16 protein-coding genes and 2 tRNA genes are annotated in these 18,799 nt (G+C 68.1%); 10 read left to right on the top strand and 8 right to left on the bottom strand.

Features of this window, described 5'->3' with window-relative positions; translation table 11 throughout:
- The first annotated feature begins 17 nt into the window (after positions 1 to 17).
- The 4 genes from ACLJOO_RS19130 (at position 18) to ACLJOO_RS19115 (ending at position 5,488) form a co-directional block, all read left to right on the top strand.
- Positions 18 to 1,883, top strand: coding sequence for a hypothetical protein (locus tag ACLJOO_RS19130; protein ID WP_410788521.1), 1,866 nt, complete (start codon positions 18 to 20; stop codon positions 1,881 to 1,883).
- Between the two features lie 234 nt (positions 1,884 to 2,117).
- Positions 2,118 to 3,293, top strand: coding sequence for a globin domain-containing protein (locus ACLJOO_RS19125; protein ID WP_410788520.1), 1,176 nt, complete (start codon positions 2,118 to 2,120; stop codon positions 3,291 to 3,293).
- Positions 3,290 to 3,955 (top strand): DivIVA domain-containing protein, encoded by a 666-nt coding sequence (locus ACLJOO_RS19120; RefSeq protein ID WP_410788519.1) that lies wholly within the window; start codon positions 3,290 to 3,292, stop codon positions 3,953 to 3,955. Before ACLJOO_RS19125 ends, ACLJOO_RS19120 begins: the two co-directional genes overlap by 4 nt.
- 3 nt (positions 3,956 to 3,958) lie before the next feature.
- Positions 3,959 to 5,488, top strand: coding sequence for a nitric oxide synthase oxygenase (locus ACLJOO_RS19115; protein WP_410788518.1), 1,530 nt, complete (start codon positions 3,959 to 3,961; stop codon positions 5,486 to 5,488).
- Between the two features lie 175 nt (positions 5,489 to 5,663).
- Here ACLJOO_RS19115 and ACLJOO_RS19110 read toward each other — a convergent pair whose 3' ends face one another.
- Both ACLJOO_RS19110 and ACLJOO_RS19105 read right to left on the bottom strand, forming a co-directional pair.
- Positions 5,664 to 5,978, bottom strand: a complete 315-nt coding sequence (locus ACLJOO_RS19110) for a hypothetical protein (protein WP_410788517.1) — start codon at positions 5,976 to 5,978, stop codon at positions 5,664 to 5,666.
- Between the two features lie 86 nt (positions 5,979 to 6,064).
- Positions 6,065 to 6,138: transfer RNA gene (locus tag ACLJOO_RS19105), tRNA-Gly, on the bottom strand.
- Positions 6,139 to 6,248: 110 nt separating this feature from the next.
- On the opposite strand from ACLJOO_RS19105, the gene ACLJOO_RS19100 reads away from it, so the two are divergent.
- The 6 genes from ACLJOO_RS19100 (at position 6,249) to ACLJOO_RS19075 (ending at position 11,434) form a co-directional block, all read left to right on the top strand.
- Positions 6,249 to 6,321: transfer RNA gene (locus tag ACLJOO_RS19100), tRNA-Pro, on the top strand.
- A gap of 77 nt (positions 6,322 to 6,398) precedes the next feature.
- Complete coding sequence (gene tig / locus ACLJOO_RS19095) at positions 6,399 to 7,790, top strand: trigger factor (RefSeq protein ID WP_410788516.1); 1,392 nt, start codon at positions 6,399 to 6,401, stop codon at positions 7,788 to 7,790.
- Positions 7,791 to 8,162: 372 nt separating this feature from the next.
- Positions 8,163 to 8,786, top strand: a complete 624-nt coding sequence (locus ACLJOO_RS19090) for a ClpP family protease (protein ID WP_410788515.1) — start codon at positions 8,163 to 8,165, stop codon at positions 8,784 to 8,786.
- Between the two features lie 30 nt (positions 8,787 to 8,816).
- A complete protein-coding gene (locus ACLJOO_RS19085; protein WP_410788514.1) occupies positions 8,817 to 9,428 on the top strand; it encodes an ATP-dependent Clp protease proteolytic subunit in 612 nt (203 codons plus the stop codon).
- A 157-nt stretch (positions 9,429 to 9,585) separates the two neighbouring features.
- Positions 9,586 to 10,884: an ATP-dependent Clp protease ATP-binding subunit ClpX gene (clpX, locus tag ACLJOO_RS19080; protein WP_410788513.1), complete on the top strand. Its 1,299-nt coding sequence runs from the start codon at positions 9,586 to 9,588 to the stop codon at positions 10,882 to 10,884.
- Between the two features lie 334 nt (positions 10,885 to 11,218).
- Entirely contained in the window at positions 11,219 to 11,434 is a 216-nt protein-coding gene (locus ACLJOO_RS19075) for an alpha/beta hydrolase (protein ID WP_410788512.1), read from the top strand.
- On the opposite strand, the gene ACLJOO_RS19070 is transcribed toward ACLJOO_RS19075, so the two are convergent.
- From ACLJOO_RS19070 to ACLJOO_RS19045, 6 genes are read right to left on the bottom strand one after another with little or no spacing between them, the layout of a single operon-like run.
- Complete coding sequence (locus ACLJOO_RS19070; RefSeq protein ID WP_410788511.1) at positions 11,397 to 12,698, bottom strand: aspartate aminotransferase family protein; 1,302 nt, start codon at positions 12,696 to 12,698, stop codon at positions 11,397 to 11,399. The genes ACLJOO_RS19075 and ACLJOO_RS19070 overlap by 38 nt on opposite strands.
- Before the next feature lie 37 nt (positions 12,699 to 12,735).
- The gene (locus ACLJOO_RS19065; protein ID WP_410788510.1) at positions 12,736 to 14,088 is read right to left on the bottom strand and encodes a hypothetical protein; all 1,353 of its coding nucleotides are present in this window, start codon (positions 14,086 to 14,088) and stop codon (positions 12,736 to 12,738) included.
- The gene (locus ACLJOO_RS19060; RefSeq protein WP_410788509.1) at positions 14,085 to 14,891 is read right to left on the bottom strand and encodes an amidohydrolase family protein; all 807 of its coding nucleotides are present in this window, start codon (positions 14,889 to 14,891) and stop codon (positions 14,085 to 14,087) included. The genes ACLJOO_RS19065 and ACLJOO_RS19060 overlap by 4 nt, the downstream gene beginning before the upstream one ends.
- The gene (locus ACLJOO_RS19055) at positions 14,888 to 15,646 is read right to left on the bottom strand and encodes an amidohydrolase family protein (RefSeq protein ID WP_410788508.1); all 759 of its coding nucleotides are present in this window, start codon (positions 15,644 to 15,646) and stop codon (positions 14,888 to 14,890) included. Before ACLJOO_RS19055 ends, ACLJOO_RS19060 begins: the two co-directional genes overlap by 4 nt.
- Positions 15,639 to 17,768: a heparinase II/III family protein gene (locus tag ACLJOO_RS19050; RefSeq protein ID WP_410788507.1), complete on the bottom strand. Its 2,130-nt coding sequence runs from the start codon at positions 17,766 to 17,768 to the stop codon at positions 15,639 to 15,641. Before ACLJOO_RS19050 ends, ACLJOO_RS19055 begins: the two co-directional genes overlap by 8 nt.
- Positions 17,765 to 18,799, bottom strand: a complete 1,035-nt coding sequence (locus ACLJOO_RS19045; RefSeq protein WP_410788506.1) for a Gfo/Idh/MocA family protein — start codon at positions 18,797 to 18,799, stop codon at positions 17,765 to 17,767. The genes ACLJOO_RS19050 and ACLJOO_RS19045 overlap by 4 nt, the downstream gene beginning before the upstream one ends.

Raw genomic sequence — 18,799 nt, 5'->3', positions numbered from 1 at the left:
TCCACTACGCTTCGCTCGTGCTGGGCTTTCGTGTCAAGGCGGCCGTGATGTGTACCGCCGTGCTGCTGCCGTTGACGGCGTCACAGGTGATGGCGGCCGATCCTCCGCAGCACCTGGGGGAGGGCGTGCTCGTTCCTGGGCGTACGGCGGTGGACGTCGGTATGTCGGGCGCCCGCGTGGTGGTTTCGAACCCTGTCTACGAGACGAGCAACAACGGCACCACGTGGACAGCCTCTGGTGGTTCGAACGACGGTAAGCCGCTCCAGGTGGAGGGAACTGCGCTACTGACGTTCGACGGGAGTACTGCGAAGGTCGGTGGCCTCACGTTCCCCGCTGCAGACGAGGTGGTGCTCGGGAAGGGCGGCAAGCTCGTCTCGCATCGTGCACCGGCTGCTGCGACCGCTGAGGTGTACGACGTCGCCACCAAGGCCAAACTCGCCGACGTCGCCCAGCCGTTCGCCATGTCCGGGGACACGTTGTGGAAGGTCACCGAGCCGGGGCACCTGGACGGTAAGAACCTGGCCACTGGTGTCGTGAAGACCGTGCTGGTCGCCAGCGCGTGCACTGTCGGCCCGGACGACGTCAACGGCCGCTGGGCGGTGCTGAGCGGCTGCAACCAGGTCGTAGACGTCAACGGACCGCAGCCGCCGCGGAACCTGACTGTCGCCGCGGACGCCCAGCTGGGCAACGGATTCACCGCGCAGACGTCCGGCTCCGACCTGCTCGTCACCGACCTCAACGACCCGGCACTGGGGCAGCGCCGCTACGGGCCGATCCGCACCACCACCCCGAGCTTCCGCGCGGACGGCTCGGGTCTGGCCAAGATCGTGTACGCCGACGCGACCAGCAAGCCCCGCGTGATCACCCTGTCCTGGCTGACCGCCGACCCGCAGCAGCACCCGGACACCGTCGCGCCCGTGCTCACGAACGCATCCGCGGGCGATCGCATCCGCGACAACACCAGCCTGTCCTTCGAGTGGGCGTACGACGACCCGCAGGACCCGAACTCACCCGCGACCGGTGTGGACAGCTACGACCTGCGAATCCAGCAACGCCCCAACCGCACGTCGCCGTACGGCGCCTGGAACCAGGTGCCCGCGTGGCAGGGACTCAAGACGACTGGGGCGAGTCTGACCGCACCGATCGGCACCGACACGTGCTGGCAGGTGCGTGCGCGCGACTACGCCGGCAACGTGAGTGCCTGGAGTACGTCGTACTGCAGTGAAGTGGACGGTACGGCGCCTTCGCTGGTCACGTGGCGCATCGGCGACCGCGTGCAGCTGAGCGGATCCGCGACAGTGCGCTGGGCCTACAAGGACGACACCGACATCGCGTCGTACGACGTGGTCTACAAGGTGGCTGCACCGGGTGCAGCGCTCGGCAAGTGGATCTACCCGGCTGTCTGGCAGAACACGCGCATCACGGGGATCACCTGGTCGCCGCGACTTGGCTGGGACGAGTGCTTCATGGTGCGTGCCCGCGACTACCTGGGGAACCTGTCCGCCTGGACCGCACCGATCTGCTCGGTAGCGCCCGAGGACGACCGTGCTCTGACGTCTGCAGGTACCGTCACCCGTTCGACCAGCACGCTGGCCTTCCAAGGCACCACGACCATCCTCAAAGCGAACGGCGCCTACCTGACCAAGGCCACCGAGGCCGGCCTGCGCATTGCCCTGGTAGCGATTCACGGCCCGGGCCAAGGCCGCGTGGACATCTACCACGCGAACATCAAGATCGGCACGGTCTCTCTGGCCGCAGCCACCACCAGCCGCGTCGTCACCTACCTCCCCACAACCCCTTTCCGCACAGGGCCTCTCAAGATCGTCTCCACCTCCACGGCCCCGGCCAGCGTCGACGCCATCGCCTTTCTCAGAGCTCCGTAGGAATTTCGGGACGTCTCAGTCCGATTCGCGGTTTCAAGCCGTTGGGCACGGGTAGGTTGCGGGCGGGAGACACCACGAAGGACCAAAGGACTCGGGGACTGGACTGGGAGGGAACCCTTGTCAACGCAGTGTCCGTCGGCCGTTCCGGCCGACGACCGGCAGTACCTCATGCCCGCTTCCGGGCCGTACGTTTCACTCGAGGAGCTGCCTTCTCGAGCCGGATAGCGAATCCCGATGGATGCCAACGCCCTCCAGCGCAGCTGGGACCGGGTGACAGAGCACGGAGAACAGGTACCGCTGTACTTCTACTCGCATTTGTTCGTGTCCTATCCCGAGGTGCGGCCGATGTTTCCGCTCTCCATGTCGAACCAACGGGACAAGTTCGTCGGCGCCCTCGGCCGGATCGTCAGCCATGCCGATCAGATCGAGAACGATGCTGCCTTCCTGCAGCACCTCGGCCGCGATCATCGCAAGTACGCCGTCGTCGCGGACCACTACAACGCGGTCGGCGCCTCGTTGTGCGCGACCCTGAAGCACTTCCTCGGACCGGAGTGGGACGAGGAGCTCGCCGGGCACTGGACCGCGGCCTACCAGGTGATCGCCCGGATGATGGTCGAGGCGGCGGAGACCTCCTCGGAGTCCACCCCTGACTGGTGGGACGCCGACGTGACCGCGGTCGAGCGGCGGACCATGGACCTCACGCTGCTGACCATCCGGCCGCGGCGCGAGTTCCCGTTCCTCCCGGGCCAGTCGGTCTCCGTGGAGATCCCGCAACGGCCCCGGCTGTGGCGGTACTTCAGTCCGGCCAACGCCCCGCGCCGGGACGGCTCGATCGACCTGCACGTGCAGCAGATCGACGGCGGCCAGGTGAGCCCGGCCGTGGTGCGGTCGCTGAAGGTCGGCGACGTGGTGAAGCTGGGCGCCCCGGTCGGCGAACGGCTGACCCGGCGCACAGACGACGTACGGGACGTGCTGATGGTCGCCGGCGGAACCGGTCTCGCCCCGCTGCTCGCGGTCCTCGAACAGATCGACAACGAGTGGGCACGGTCACGCACCGCCCCACGGGTCCATCTGCTTCATGGAGTCCGGATGCCCTGGCACCTCTACGACCGGCCCCAGCTGCGTGAAATGGCCCAGAAGCGGCCCTGGTTCGACTACACCGAAGTTGTGTCGGATGACGCGTCCTACCCCGGAACGCGCGGAAAGGTTGGCATGGTCGCCGCCCGGCAGGACCTGTACGGGCGGACGGCGATGGTGTGCGGCGGCCCGCAGATGGTCGCGCACACGCTGGAGCGACTGGCCGGCGCCGGCATGGACCCCGAGCACATCAAGTACGAGCACTTCTACTACACGCCCGTGGACGAGCACCGGGCGGACCCAGCGCTCACCAGGTCAGGAGACAACCAGTGACTAACGGAAAGCACCGCCACGGCTCTCCGCACTACCAGACCCCCGATGCGATCCGGGGCGAAACGTTCCGGCGCAGACTCCGGGGCCTCGATTCGGACCAGGTGTACGGGTACATCGACCTGCTCGCCGACCAGGTGCACGCGACCGCGAGAGAGGTCAGTGAGTGCCGCGCCGAGAACGAGCGGCTCCAGGGGGAGCTGCGGCGAGCCCGGGCGGAAGTGCAGCGGGTGCAGGGTGAGCTGGACGAGTACGAGCAGGTCGGCGAGCGCGTGAACGAACAGATCGTCCAGCTGTTCAGCCAGGCGCAGCTGGTGGCCGAGGAGATGGTCCAGGACGTCAGCCGGGACGCGCGCGAGCGCATCGGCCAGGCGCGCGCCCACGAGCGCCGGATCGTCGAGGAGGCCATGGACTCGGCCGGGCAGCAGGTCCGTTCGTACGCCCAGAACGCCCAGGTACGGATGCAGTCGATCGTGGACTCGTTCTCGACCGAGGTCGAGCGGCTCGGGAGCAGCGGGCAGGCCGGCGAGCAGGCGCCCCGCCAGAAGGATGCCTGGTTCGACGACCTGAGCGACTGGCAGGTCCGCCTGCAGAACGGGCACGCGAACGGGAACGGGCACGGGGGAGCGAACGGTAGCGGTCCGAGGTCTCCAGGCTCGGACTGACCCGTGCGAACTCTTCCGAACCCCGCCCGGACGGAGGATCACCGCGCGGAAGCCCCGACAAGCCGGCGGACAGCACGAAGCCGCCGGCCCCTGGCTCTGCCACTCGCAGTCCTCGGACTGGCCGTTGCAGGCGCCGCCCTCGGCGCGCTCGAACTCGGCCGGAGGGCGCCCATCGGCGTCCCGACCGAGGTAGCGATCGCGCTCAGCCTGGCCGGTCTCCTACTCGCCGTCGGAATCTGCGTCCGCCACGTCGTCTCGGTCAGCGCCGGGGGACAGCTGCTCCAGGTCGCCGGCGCGCGATGGGGCACGGCCCGACGCGCCCGCCGTACGGCGTCTCGACAACCTGTGAGAGTCGCGCCGCCGCCAGTGCCCGGACACCCGCCGGTGAGCCGGTCCGAGCCGGATCTCGACGTCGAGACGCTGCGGGCCGCGGCGAAGGAGTTCCTCGAGCTCTTCTACGGCGAGGACCCGCACGCCGGGCCGCTGGAGCCCCGGCTGACCGAGGTGCTGCGTGAGATCGACACGACCGGCACCTACTGGCACACCGCCGAGGAGCTGGTCTTCGGCGCCCGCGTCGCCTGGCGCAACAACAAACGATGCATCGGCCGGCTGTATTGGCGCAGCCTGCAGGTGCGCGACCTGAGAACGGTGTCCGATGCCAGTAGCGTCGCCAGGCACTGCTTCGAGCATCTGAGTACGGCGCACAACGGCGGCAAGATCCGGCCGATGATCAGCATCTTCGCTCCCGAGACGCCGTCTCGGCCTGCTCCCAGGATCTGGAACGAGCAATTGATTCGGTACGCCGGGTACGAGCAGCCGGACGGTCGCTCGCTGGGGGATCCCCGGTACCGCGCTTTCACGAGCAAACTGATCCAGCGCGGGTGGCGACCGCCTGAGCGGAAAGGTGCCTTCGACGTACTCCCGCTCGTCGTGGAGACCGTTGAGGAGGGGCCGCGGATGTTCCAGCTGCCCGGGCAGGCGGTGCACGAGGTTCCGCTCGAGCACCCTGACCTGAAATGGTTCGCCGACCTGGAGTTGCGGTGGCACGCGGTCCCGGTGATCAGCAACAACCGGCTGGTGATCGGCGGTGTCTCCTACCCGGCCGCACCCTTCAACGGCTGGTACATGGGCACCGAGATCGGCGCCCGCAACCTGGGCGACAGCGACCGCTACGACCTGGTCCCGGAGGTCGCGGAGCGGATGGGGCTCGACACCTCGCACGAGGCGACCCTGTGGCGGGACCAGGCCCTGGTCGAGATCAACCGGGCGGTCCTGCACTCGTTCAACACGAGCGGAGTGACAGTCACCGACCATCACACCGAGTCCCGCCGGTTCCTCATCCACCTGGAGAAGGAGGAGCGCGCCGGCCGCGGCTGCCCCGCCGACTGGAGCTGGATCGTCCCGCCGATGTCCGGCTCCCAGACCCCGGTCTTCCACCGCTACTACGACGCCGACAACCAGGTCCCCAACTTCGTCAACGACCCCGAAGCCACCTGCCGAGCCCTCCGCGGCGGCCCACCCGCCTTCCCCTGAACCACTCCCGCCGCACGCCGCCGCCCAGACCGACGCGGGCGCCCTGAACGGCACCCTCCGCTAACAGCCGCCGAGTCGTGAGATTTGGTGGTGGAAACCGCGGTCGAAGCAGCCTCGATCCACGACTCGAGTTTCGGGAGAGGAGCCAATCGACACGACTCGATGGGAGGACGTCCTACAACTCGTCTTTTGCCTGGTCGTTCAGTTCGTCGACCAGGCCGGTGTACTCGATCCAGTCCTCGTGCTCGGCGTAGAAGGCGTCCAGCTCATCAGCTGTCAGCCGCTGGATCACCTCACCGGTGTAGTGGTCCTGCGCAACCCACCGGTTGGGCGGACCGTCCGTCGAATCGTCGTCTTCGGCGATGAACATGTCGAAGACGTAGACGTTGGTACGCCGATACTCCGCCAGGCGCTCCTCGATCAGCACATCCAGCCGCGCCTGCAGCCGCGCCATCCACCGACGATCCTCAGCACTCCACTCAATGCCCACGCCCCGGATGCTACTGACCCGACTTGCGCCGGGAAATGACGAGAGCGAGCCGATCCGCGGTGTGCGGACACGGCTCGCCCTTGGCCTGGAGCGGGTGACGAGAATCGAACTCGCGTAATCAGTTTGGAAGACTGAGGCTCTACCATTGAGCTACACCCGCGGGGTGCTCGCACATGATTCCACATCGGGCCGGTTGGACTCAAAACGATATGTCGTGGGCCCCGGTGGCGCGAGCACTGGTTCCGGTCGACTACACTCGACCGGTCACTGCGGGGCGTAGCGTAGTGGCTAGCGCGCCTGCTTTGGGAGCAGGAGACCGCAGGTTCGAGTCCTGTCGCCCCGACAAACCCGTGTAGCACCGCTGCAGCGCGGGCTGTCGCGCGTGCTGTGAATGTCACCGAATCAAGGAGAACCGCCACCGTGAAGAGCACCGTCGAGTCCTTGAGCCCGACCAAGGTCAAGCTCATCGTCGAGGTGCCGTTCGAGGAACTCAAGCCGAGCCTCGACGCGGCGTACAAGAGCATCGGCCAGCAGATCGTGGTGCCGGGCTTCCGCAAGGGCAAGATCCCGCCGCAGGTCATCGACCAGCGCGTCGGCCGCGGCCCGGTGCTCGAGGAGGCGATCAACGACGCGCTCCCGAAGCTCTACTCGCAGGCGGTCAGCGACAACCAGGTCAAGGCGATCGGCCGGCCCGAGGTCGACGTGACCGAGTTCAACGACAAGGAGAGCCTGCAGTTCTCCGCCGAGGTCGAGGTCCGCCCGGAGATCACCCTGCCGGACCTGGAGGGCCTGGAGGCCGAGGTCGAGGACCTCGCGATCTCCGACGACGAGGTGAACGAGCAGATCGAGTCGCTGCGCCAGCGGTTCGGTTCGCTGAACCCGGTCGAGCGCGCGGTCGGCGACAACGACTTCATCACTCTCGACCTGTCCGCCAGCAAGGACGGCGAGAAGGTCGAGGAGGCGCAGGCCACCGGCCTGTCGTACCAGGTCGGCAGCGGTCAGCTGCTCGACGGCCTGGACGAGGCGGTCATCGGCCTGAGCGCCGGCGAGAAGAAGACCTTCGTCACCCAGCTCGTGGGCGGCGCGCTGAAGGGCGAGGACGTCGACGTCGAGGTGACCGTGACCGCGGTCAAGGAGCAGGAGCTCCCGGAGTTCGACGACGAGTTCGCGCAGACCGCGTCCGAGTTCGACACCGCCGACGAGCTGAAGGCCGACGTACAGACCCGGCTGGAGCGCGGCAAGCGCCTCGAGCAGGCCGGTGAGGCGCGCGACGCCGTACTGGAGAAGATCCTGACGCTGGTCGACGTGCCGGTCCCCGAGGGCCTGCTGACCGACGAGCTGGCCGCCCGCAAGGAGAACCTGGAGCAGCAGCTCGGGTACTCCGGGATGACCATGGAGCAGTTCCTCGAGGGCGAGGAGCAGACCCAGGACGAGTTCGACGAGGACCTGAAGAAGCGGTCCGAGGACGCGATCAAGGCGCAGTTCGTGCTCGACCTGGTGGCCGAGCAGCAGGAGCTGAGCGTCAACGACCAGGAGCTGACCGAGCACATCGTCCGGCACGCGCAGCGTTCCGGCGTCAGCCCGGACCAGTTCGCGCAGCACGCGGTGGAGAACAACCTGGTCCCGAGCCTGGTGTCCGAGGTCGTCCGCGGCAAGGCGCTCGCGTACCTGGTGGAGAACGCCAAGGTCACCGATGCCTCCGGCAACACGGTCGAGCTGAAGACCCTGCAGCCGGACGGCTCGTACGCCGACCCGGAGGCCGAGACTGCCGACGAGGTCGCCGCCGAGGAGCCGGAGCCCGCGAAGGCCTGACCCGCACGCACTACGGCCCGGACCCCCAGGTGGGGATCCGGGCCGTGGTCGTTTTCGCCGGACGATTGCGACGCGACCGTAAGAAACCTCGCCTAGCGTGGCCGGTGAAACGATTTCCGAAGTGTTGTGGGTCGAACGCGGAGGGGGCGGGTGTGACCGCGCTGCTGCAGGAGCCTGAGGTACGGCGGGAGCCGGAGCTCCCGGACCGCCGCGAAGTACCTGACGAGGCAGCGGTCGACGAGCCCGGATCCGTTGTCCTGTGCGGCTGGTGAATGCACCCGAATTCGCTCAGAGCAGACGAGCGGTGCGCCGTGAGCGAACACCTCCGGCCCAGCCTTAGGTCTGTCGCTGCGGACCAGTAGTGTCGGGTTCGTGAACGAGACATTTGCAGCCAGCCCCACCGCCGCGGGCGGCAACGGATCCGGCGGGGACGACAACGACATCTACCGCGAGCTGCGGAAGAACCGGATCATCTTCCTGGGGTCCGAGGTTCGCGACGACAATGCGAATGCGATCTGCGCGCAGATGCTGCTGCTGAACGCCCAGGACCCGAACGCGGACATCTGGCTGTACATCAACTCGCCGGGTGGCTCGGTGGACTCCGGCATGGCGATCTACGACACCATGCAGTGGATCTCCAACGACGTCGCCACGGTCGGGATGGGCCTGGCCGCCTCGATGGGCCAGTTCCTGCTCTGCGCCGGCGCGAAGAACAAGCGGTACGCGCTGCCGCACGCGCGGATCATGATGCACCAGCCGTCCGGCGGTATGGGCGGTACGGCGTCGGACATCAAGATCCAGGCCGAGCAGTCGCTGCACCTGAAGGCGCTGCTGTTCCGGCTGATCTCCGAGCACACCGGACAGGCGCTCGACCAGGTCGAGAACGACGCCGACCGGGACCGCTGGTTCACCGCCGACCAGGCGAAGGAGTACGGCTTCATCGACCACGTGGTCACCAGCGCCGCCCAGCTCAGCTCGGGCAGCCCGAACTCCTGATCTCCCACTCCGTCAGTTAAGGACGCACCAATGAACTACTTCATCCCGCAGTGGGAGGAGCGCACGTCGTACGGCATGCGCCGGATCGACCCGTACACGAAGCTCTTCGAGGACCGGATCATCTTCCTCGGTACGCCGATCTCCGACGAGATCGCGAACGCCGTGATGGCGCAGCTGCTCTGCCTGCAGTCGATGGACTCCGACCGCGACATCAGCATCTACATCAACTCCCCGGGCGGCTCGTTCACCGCGCTGACCGCGATCTACGACACGATCCGCTACATCAAGCCGGACGTCTCGACCGTCTGCCTCGGCCAGGCCGCCTCGGCGGCCGCGGTGCTGCTCGCCGCCGGTACGCCGGGCAAGCGGTTCGCACTGCCGAACAGCCGGATCATCATCCACCAGCCGGCCACCGAGGGCACCTACGGCCAGTCGAGCGACATCGAGATCCAGGCCAACGAGATCCTCCGGTTGCGCGCGCTGCTGGAGAAGATGATCGCCGACGCGAGCGGCAAGGACATCGAGGAGGTGTCCCGCGACATCGAGCGGGACAAGTTCCTGACCGCCGAGCAGGCCGTCGAGTACGGCCTGATCGACCAGGTGTTCGAGTCCCTCAAGGCCCCGGTCCCGGCCGGCGTCTGAACGAGTTCAGTTCAGGTCAGGCCGGTCTGACCGGTTGTCAAGAGCAAGACGCGTTCGCCACCGGCGTAGTCACAACCCGGTGGCGAGCGCGGTTTTTCAGCCCGCGACGGGGTACCGTCGGAATCGGTCCGACTGCGCATAGAAGGGATCTGTCCCGGTGGCACGCATTGGTGACGGCGGTGACCTGCTGAAGTGCTCGTTCTGCGGAAAGAGTCAGAAGCAGGTCAAGAAGCTCATCGCCGGTCCCGGCGTCTACATCTGCGACGAATGCATCGATCTCTGCAACGAGATCATCGAGGAGGAGCTGAACGAGGGCTCCGAGGTCGGTCTCACCGAGCTGCCGAAGCCGCGCGAGATCTACGACTTCCTCAACGCGTACGTCGTCGGACAGGACGTGGCGAAGAAGGCGCTCGCGGTAGCGGTCTACAACCACTACAAGCGGGTCCGCGACGGTCAGGGCGCCTCCAGCGCCGGCCGGCACGCGAAGGACGAGGCCGTCGAGCTGGCCAAGTCGAACATCCTGCTGATCGGCCCGACGGGCTGCGGCAAGACCTACCTCGCGCAGACGCTCGCCCGGATGCTGAACGTCCCGTTCGCGATCGCGGACGCGACGGCGCTGACCGAGGCCGGGTACGTCGGTGAGGACGTCGAGAACATCCTGCTGAAGCTGATCCAGGCCGCGGACTACGACGTCAAGAAGGCCGAGACCGGGATCATCTACATCGACGAGGTCGACAAGATCGCCCGCAAGAGCGAGAACCCGTCGATCACCCGCGACGTCTCTGGTGAGGGCGTCCAGCAGGCGCTGCTGAAGATCCTGGAAGGCACCACCGCGAGTGTCCCGCCGCAGGGCGGCCGCAAGCACCCGCACCAGGAATTCATCCAGATCGACACGACGAATGTGCTGTTCATCGTCGGCGGCGCGTTCGCCGGCCTGGACCACATGGTCGAGCAGCGGGTCGGCAAGAAGTCCCTCGGCTTCAACACCGTGCGCGAGCCGGAGAAGCCGAAGGAGCTCGGCGGGTACGCCGACGTGATGCCGGAGGACCTGCTCAAGTTCGGTCTGATCCCCGAGTTCATCGGCCGGCTCCCGGTCATCACGACCGTCTCGCCGCTGGACCGCGACGCGCTGATCAAGATCCTGTCCGAGCCGAAGAACGCGCTGGTCAAGCAGTACCGGCGGCTCTTCGAGATCGACAACGTCGAGCTCGAGTTCAACGAGGACGCGGTCGAGGCGATCGCCGACCAGGCGCTGCTCCGCGGCACCGGCGCCCGTGGTCTGCGGGCGATCATGGAAGAGGTCCTCCTCAACGTGATGTACGAGGTGCCGAGCCGCGAGGACGTCGCGAAGGTGGTCGTCACCGGCGAGGTCGTCCTGGAGAACGTGAACCCCACGCTGATCCCGCGCGACCAGATCGAGCGCACCAAGCGCGACCGCCGCGAGAAGAGCGCCTGAGCCCTTCACACGTAAAGCCCTTCACTCGTAAGCACCGCACGCTTCAGCAGGAGGCCGGGTCCGTCACCAGACGGGTTCCCGGCCTCCTTCTCGTGGCGGACGCGACGGGAGCAGCCGGGCACCAGGCGCGCGACCCGCGGATTCCATCTTTGGGAACTCACCGACCACGATCGGGCCGCGAGAATGGTCGGTGGCTTCTCAAAGATGGCTCAGCGGAGCACGCCGATGCCGCCGACCGGCGCGCCCCGCACTTCGGCCGGTTCCGCGCTTGGGTCGGGATCCACTGTGAGTTCCTGGGGATCCGCGACACCGACGACGTCCCGTACCAGGCGACGTGTCCGTACGCCGACCTGTACCCGGACGCTCGGATGTCACCGTCGAGGGCTACGGGCATACCACGATCGGCAAGGGCACCTGCGCCGACGCGATGATCACCAAGTACCTGACCCAGTTGAAGGCTCCGGCCGACGGCTCGACCTGTCCGCAGGATCGGAAGCCCTTCGGTCCATTGCCTACAGGGAAGAAAGCACTGACTCCGCTACCGCGATAGTTTCGTCGACCTGGTCCGTGGTGTGCTCGGTGGACAGGAACCACAGCCCTCGCGGGACGATGCTGATCCCGGCCGCGAACAGCTCCGCGTGGAAGCGAGCCATCGCGGCTCGGTCGCAGGCGGCGAACGTGCGGTAGTCGGTGACCGCGGCCTGGTCCGTGATGTACGTCTGGAACACCGGACCGGGCCCGTCCACGAGCAGCGGTATCCCGTGCTTCGCAGCTGCCGCGCGCAGTCCGGCCATCAGTCGCTGGCCTGTCGCGGTCAGCGGTGGGTACACGTCGTCGCGGTGCTCGTCGAGATGACGCAGTACCGCGTCGGCGGCCGCCATCCCCACCGGATGGGAGTTGAACGTCCCCGCGTGCGCGACCTTGCCGTCCGCGATCGTCCCCATCACCTCGGCCGAGCCGACCAGCGCCGACACCTGCATACCGCCGGCCATCGCCTTCCCGAACGCGGCCAGATCGGGTACGACGCCGAGTAGCTCACCCGCCCCGCCCGGAGCGACCCGGAACCCGGTGATGATCTCGTCGAAGATCAGCAACGACCCGTGCTGCCGAATCAGCTCCCGGAGCCCTTCGAGGTAACCAGGTGCCGGTGTGATGCAGCCGGTGTTGCAGAGCAGCGGCTCGAGGATGACCGCGGCGATCTCGTCGCCACACCGCTCCATCAACGAGGTGACGGCCGGCAGATCGTTGTAGGGCAGGACGATCAGGTCGTCCGCGTCATGCCGCGGCTGGCCCGCCGTACCGCCGACCGCGGTGGGGTGCCGGGCGTCGCCGGCCAGCGCGAGGTCCGGGTGCACGCTGTAGAGGACCGGGTCGAGCCAGCCGTGGTAGTTGCCCTCGAACTTCACGATCTTCGGGCGCCCGGTATGGCCGCGGGCCAGGCGGATCGCGCCGTGCACCGCCTCCGAGCCGACCGTGTTGAAGCGGACCAGTTCCGCCGCGGGCACCATGCTGCACAGGCGTTCGGCGACCTGTGCCTCCAGCTCGTGCTGGGCGGCGTACGCGACGCCACGGCGTACCTGGTCGGAGACTGCGTCGGCGACGAGCGGTGCGGCGTGGCCGAGCAGGTTCGGGCCCTGGCCGAGCACGTAGTCCAGGTACCTGTTGCCGTCCACGTCCCACAGCTCGGCGCCGCGGGCGTGGTCCACGAACAGCGGCCGGTCGGCGCGGCGGGCGTCGCTGGAGACACCGCCAGCGATCACCTGTCGGGCGCGCGCGTACAGGCGGTCTGCGTGGTCGTGACGGCGAGTCTGCACAGGCTTCTCCAGGTCAGTCGAGGGGGCAGTCGAGGGGTCAGTCGAGCTTCTCGGTGAGCAGGCGGAACTGCTGGCGCGGCCGGCCGCCAGCGGTCGAGCGAGCCGGCGGCAGCGGCCAGGCGAGACCTGCCTCGACCAGCTCCTTCAGCATTCGGCGTCCAGTCCGCTGGGTGACCTGCATGATCGCGGCGACGCTCTCGACGTCCACGACCACCTGCCGGCCCGGAGCCGGGCTCATGGCAGAGGCGATCGACGTGACGATCTCCAGTGCCCGCTGGTCGATCGGCGAAGTGCCGTCGACAGGTGCGGAGTCAGTCGTCGCAGGGCCGGGCTCGAGGTCCACCCGGTCGCTGCTGCCGTCCAGGTACACAGCTACCTTGCCGTCGGCCGCTACCGAGTCCTCAACGGCCAGGAGGGCGTTTGCCTCCGCAGCACGAGCGGTCTGGCCGGTGCCGGCGCCCACAGCGACAGGTACGCCGAGCTGCGCAGTCAACGCCCCTAGGAAGGGCGCGACCGCGAACTGCTCGGTCAGCCGCAGCAGAGCGCCGTACGTCGTCGTGACCAGGAAGAGCGTGTCGGACCGGCGGGTGACTGACGCACCGACCTGGCGGGCCTCGGACAGCAGCTTCTGGTGCGTCGACAACGCCAGCTCTTGCTGCCAGTAGTCACCCGACTCGGCCCGCGACGCACCGGTCGGAATGACCTGTACGGCGATCATCGCGAGCTGATGCGCCCCCATCCGCGTGCCCTGCCCGAGCAGTACGGCAGTCTCCAGCGCATCCCGCACGCTCGACCGCGTCGGCGCGATCCGCAGCACCGGTACGCCGTCCGCGCGCAGCTCACGCTCCACGGACAGGATCGTGGTCAGCGCGACCGTGGTGTGCTGGCGTTCCCGCTTCTCCCGGTGGAACGCAGCGAATCCCGCGACCGACTCGGGGCCCTCGTACGGGACGTCGTACACCTGGGCGGTGTCGAGGCCGATCTCGCCGTACGCCTCGGAGACGTCCGCGAGTGAGAGCGAGTCGATGCTGACCCGGCTCAGGTCGATGTCCTCGATCGTCAGCGAGGCCCGCAGCAGAGCGGCGTACAGCGCGGCGCCGGTGAGCGGCAGGTGGGTGGACGGGACGGTGAGCCAGTGGCCGGTCGTCGCCAGGTCGAACGCCCACGGGCCGGGGAACACCGCCGCGTCGATCCGGTCCCGCAGCCGCAGGTAGCGCTCCTCGGCTTCGGACAGGTCGTCGTACCCGCCGGTCAGGAACCGCACGCCGTGCACGGACCGCTCCGCGACCTCCTGGCCGACCTCCGACATCGTCTTGACCAGCCGGCGCGGGCCGAACAGCCCGACCGTCACCGCGGGCAGCCGCTCGCCGGACACCGTCTCCTCGGTCATTCCTCAACCCCTCGTTCTCCCGGCCCGTCTGGTAATGGCCGCCACCGGAACAGCTTGCGGGCGTTCCCGCTGAGAACATCTTGGCGTTGACTCTCCGTCAGCGGTGCACTGACCACCCGGCCCAGTGACATGCGCTGGTCGATGAAGGGGAAGTCGGAACCGAACAACACCCGCCCGCTGCCTACCTGGTCGACCATCGCGCGGATCAGCGGCCCGGTCATCTGTGAGCCGCACACCTCCAGCCAGAGCGAGTCGTACCGGCGGGCTGCCGCGATCGACTCGTCCACCCCGGCCGGTGTTATCCCGGCGTGCCCGAGGATCACCGACGTACCCGGGTAGCGCTCGGCAACCGCTTCGAACAGCCGCGGCGCGTCGTACGGCGACTGGTACTCGGAGTGACTGAGCACGGGGCAGCCGGTGGACTCGGCGAACTCCCACACGGCGGCGTACCGCGCGCTGGTGACCGGGTAGCGGTGCAGGCTCGGATGCACCTTGATCCCGACGAACCGGTCGTCGCCCGCGAGCCGCTCGAGCTCGCGCTCCGGTTCCTGCCACGGGTTGATGACCGCGTACGCCGCGATCCGGTCCGGGTACGCGTCGACCGCGGCGAGGGACTGCGAGTTGCCCAGGTGCGCGTCCTGCTGGATCGCTCGGTTCGCCGCGAGCACGGTGACGTCCGTCCCGGTCTGGTCCATCACCGCGACCATCGTCGCGGCGTCCGACTCGGGGATGAAGAACAGCGAGTATGGGCCGAGGTGCGCGTGCACGTCGACGATCCGATGCTGCGGCCGGCGCCCGATCATGCCCGTACTCCCTGGAGCAGACGGCCCGCGTTCTCCGAGCCGACCAGGCGGACCGTCGCGTCGTCGAGACCGGACCACGCGAGCCGGACGATGCTCTCGCCGGGATCGCGGACGCCGAGACCGGTCGCGAACAGCAACCGGTCGGCGAGGCCGTTGGCGGCGAGCCACTCGACGCCCTGGTGCGCGGCGAAGTCGACGAGATCGACGAAGACGTTGGTGTGGCCAACGAGCGCGGCCCAGAGTTCGCGGAGCTTCCGGTAGCCGAGGTTCGACACGACGATCGGCAGCTCCGGGAAGCGGGTCGCGATCGTGGTCAGATCCGGCCAGGAGAGTTCCGCGGCGTCGACGCACAACGGCAGGCGGTGGGTCTGAAGTGCGTCGTACAGCCCGTTGAGCAGAGCGGGGGAGAAGCCGTGCGACGCGGGATGGATGCGGAAGGCCGCGACGCCGTCATCCACAGCGCGATCGACCAGAGCAGTCAGTGAGTCGAGCTCACCGGCCGTCGCGGGGACCGCGGTCCAGCAGGCCAGTACGCCGCGATCGGCCAAGTCGTGGGCAACGGCCGAGGCTTCCGCGTTGCCGCCGATCGGGTCGTGCAACCACGACGCCATGGAGCTCACCAGGGCGCCGGACAGCGCGTAGCGGTCGAGATGCGCGACGATCGCGTCCCGATCGGTGGGTGGGAGCAGTGACGCAGGATGCGCGCCAGCGACGATCCGCGCGTCGAACCACCCGCTCGTCACGTCGTCACTCATAGCGAACCCCGTCAACAGTCCACGCCCCGGCGTACGGAAGCGTCAAGTGCGCCCACTCGTCCTCGACGATCGCGTCGACCGGCATCCCGTTGAGCCTGATCTCGCCGCGTGCGCGAATCCACAGCCCGCAGCGTCCCTCGCACGTGATCTCGAAGTGCAGCTTGTCGCCGGTCGGCCTGGCCAGTACGTCGACGTCGTCAGTCGCCCGAAGCAGTGCCGGCAGCGTCCGCACGCGCCACCCGGTTGCCCAGGACAACTGGCCGTCGACGGTCCGTGTCCACGTGGACTGCCCGATCCGGTCGACTGTCTCGTCGAGGGCGACCACCAGCTCACCATCGACTCGATCCACCGACGCTGCGGCGGGTTCACTCCCGGCGTGCGGCACCAGCACCGTCGTGAAGTCGCCGGTCGACCGTGTCACGGTGAGCGAGTGCAGCGGTCCGTATTCAGCCGCCCGACGCTCCAGCACCGGATGGCGAGCCACACCCTCGGTCAGCTCGACGGCAGCAGCGTCACCGGCGTCGATCAGCGTCAAGCCCGGTCCGTCGGGCGCGGAGGCGTCGTACGCGAGCGGTCCCACCTCACGCCACGGATGCAGTGCATGCCAGCAAGCACGGAAGGCGTGCGAGCCCGGTGCGTGGTCGGTGACGACGACGTACGACGGGCTCTCGCGGACCAGTGCGATCGTTCGGCTCTGCTCGATGCCGTTGCCGTGGTGACGGCCTGAGAAGACCGCGAGCACACCGGTGTCCACGAGTGGGTCGACGAGCACACCGCGGTCCGTCGACAGTTCCTGGTCGTCGACGAGGACCGTGTTGTGGCCACGGCCCGACTGGTACCACGTCTGGTACGACGGATCGTCGTAGCTCGGCGGACCACCCGCCTCCCACAGCAACGGCTGCTGCCACCCGTCCAGCACCAGGTCCAGTACGGCGCGATGTGAATGCGACTCCAACTCGTGCTCGACGTGCGGGCCGTGGTTGATCACTGCACGGAGCTCAGGGCTCCGCAGGATCGTGTACCCGGACTCGGGCAGCACAGTCGCCTGTGGCAACTGAAGAACTGCGCCTGGCGACAGCCACAGCTCCTGACGCTCCGGCCAGGCAGGGAACGTCGCCGCCTCCGCAGCGAGCTCCGACGGAGACATCCACTGCGCTGCGACCCGCGCGAACACAGGGTCGTTCAACAGGTAGCTACCGCGCAGCAACGACCCTGCCGGCCACTCGATTCCACTGTCCTGCAGATGCGGCAGCCATCCGCCCGACGACACCAGCTCGCACATCCACGTGTGCATAGCGGCAAAACGGGGGTGTGCGGCCACAGCGGGGTCGATGCGCGCCGCAGTCTGCAGAGCCGTCAACACCATCCGGTGGTACCCAGGTGAGCGTTCGTAGTGCCCACCGTCCGGATAGATGTCCAACAGCAGGTGCTCCTCGATCCGCTGCCGCGCACGCTCTGCCCACGCCGCAGACTCCACAAGAGACGGCAGTACGGCGCTGAGGTGCAGCAGCTCCGTCGCGCACACCAGCTGCCAGTTGCCGTGCCGGAAGACGTCATGCTCGTCGTACGACCAGCGGGCCCCGCCGACGAGTGTCGCGACGAGCCGGCCCCACACGCGGTCGGACAGCGGCGAGGTGGTCAGCACCTCGAGTGCCGGCAGCAGGCTGCGGCAGCGGGCCCAGGTGCCGAGCGAATACCAGATGACGTCGAGCCCCGGCCACTCACCGATCACCGAGTCACGCTGGTCCACCCACTGATCGAGGTGCTGTTCGAACGCCCGCAAGTAGCGCTCGTCACCGGTCAGCAACCACGCCTGCACTCCAGGCGCGAGCCAGCCGAGGTAGTGGAAGCCGTACAGCTGGGACCGCCCAAGTCCCTGTCCGGTGACATCAACACCATCAAGTAGTGGAGCAGCAGCTGCCAGTACGGTGTCCGGTGCGGATCGAGTCGCCTCAGCCCACTCCGGCAACGGCCAAGCCGGCCGCCTCAGCTGCTCACCCACGTACGCGCGCAGCCCCGCCAAATCAGCAGCAGGCGAACCGAACGCTTTGATCAGGTCATCCGTCCCGATCCGGTTGATCCGCCCGTCGATATGCCGCGGCTTCTCAGGTCCTTCGCTCATGCGACCAGCATCGACACGTCGACGGGCTGGCGTGTCTCGATCGACAGGTGGGCGGCCTCGAGTACGGCGGTGACGTTGCGGCTGCTCTCGATCGTGATGAGCGGTTCCCGGCCGGTGCGGCAGCAGTCGACCCAGTGCGCGATCGCGTCGGCGTACGCACCGGACGGGATGCCGTGCATGACCCGTTGCAGCATGTTCCTCGGGTAGCTGTAGCCGTCCGGCTTGGCCAGCACGACGTTCTCCCGCTGCCGGTCCAGCTGCACCACGCCGTTATCTGCGACCACCGCGACGTACGAGTCGACCGTCGTCGGGAACGTGTTCGGGTAGATCCACGCGGACTCGAACGTCGCCACCGCGCCGCGCGAGTACTCCGCCTGGATCTGGATCGCGTCCGGTGTCTCGATCCCGAGCGACCGGAGTTTGCCCCAGCGCGCGGTTGCGTACACCCGGCGTACCTGGTCGCGGAGCAGCCAGGACACCAGGTCGATGTCGTGGCTGGACAGGAACCAGGCGCAGGTCGTGCGATCGGCCCACGACAGCATCTCGGTCGGCACGAAGATCGTGTCGTCCTTGCGCGCGTACGCGACCGCGGCGTCGCCGAGGTCCGCGAGCAGCTCGTAGGCCTGCGCGTACGCCGGCACCCACCGGTGGTTGAACAGGCACATCGCGATCACGCCGTTCTCGCGGATCGCCTTCACCGCGGCATCGGCCTCCGCGACCGACGTCGTCATCGGCTTCTCCACCAGGATGTGCTTCCCGGCCTCCGCAGCGCGGACCATCATCTCGCCGTGGACGTCGTCCGGCGTGGTCAGCACGACCGCGTCCACGGCGTCGTCGGCGAGCAGCGCGCCGAGGTCGGGATGGATCGTCGGCCGTGGCGCACCCCGCTCGGCGATCTCGTCCGCAAGCTGCGCGGCCGGGTCCGACGAGCGGCTGGTCACCGCCGTGATCTCGGCGTCGGCCCGGCCGGACAACGACAACGCGTTGCCACGCCCCATGATCCCGGCCCCGACGATACCGATCCGCAGCAC

Source organism: Kribbella sp. C-35 (assembly GCF_046549195.1).
Classification (GTDB): Bacteria; Actinomycetota; Actinomycetes; order Propionibacteriales; family Kribbellaceae; genus Kribbella.
The sequence above is the reverse complement of the archived record's forward strand: the minus strand, read 5'-3'. Positions and strand labels throughout refer to the sequence as shown.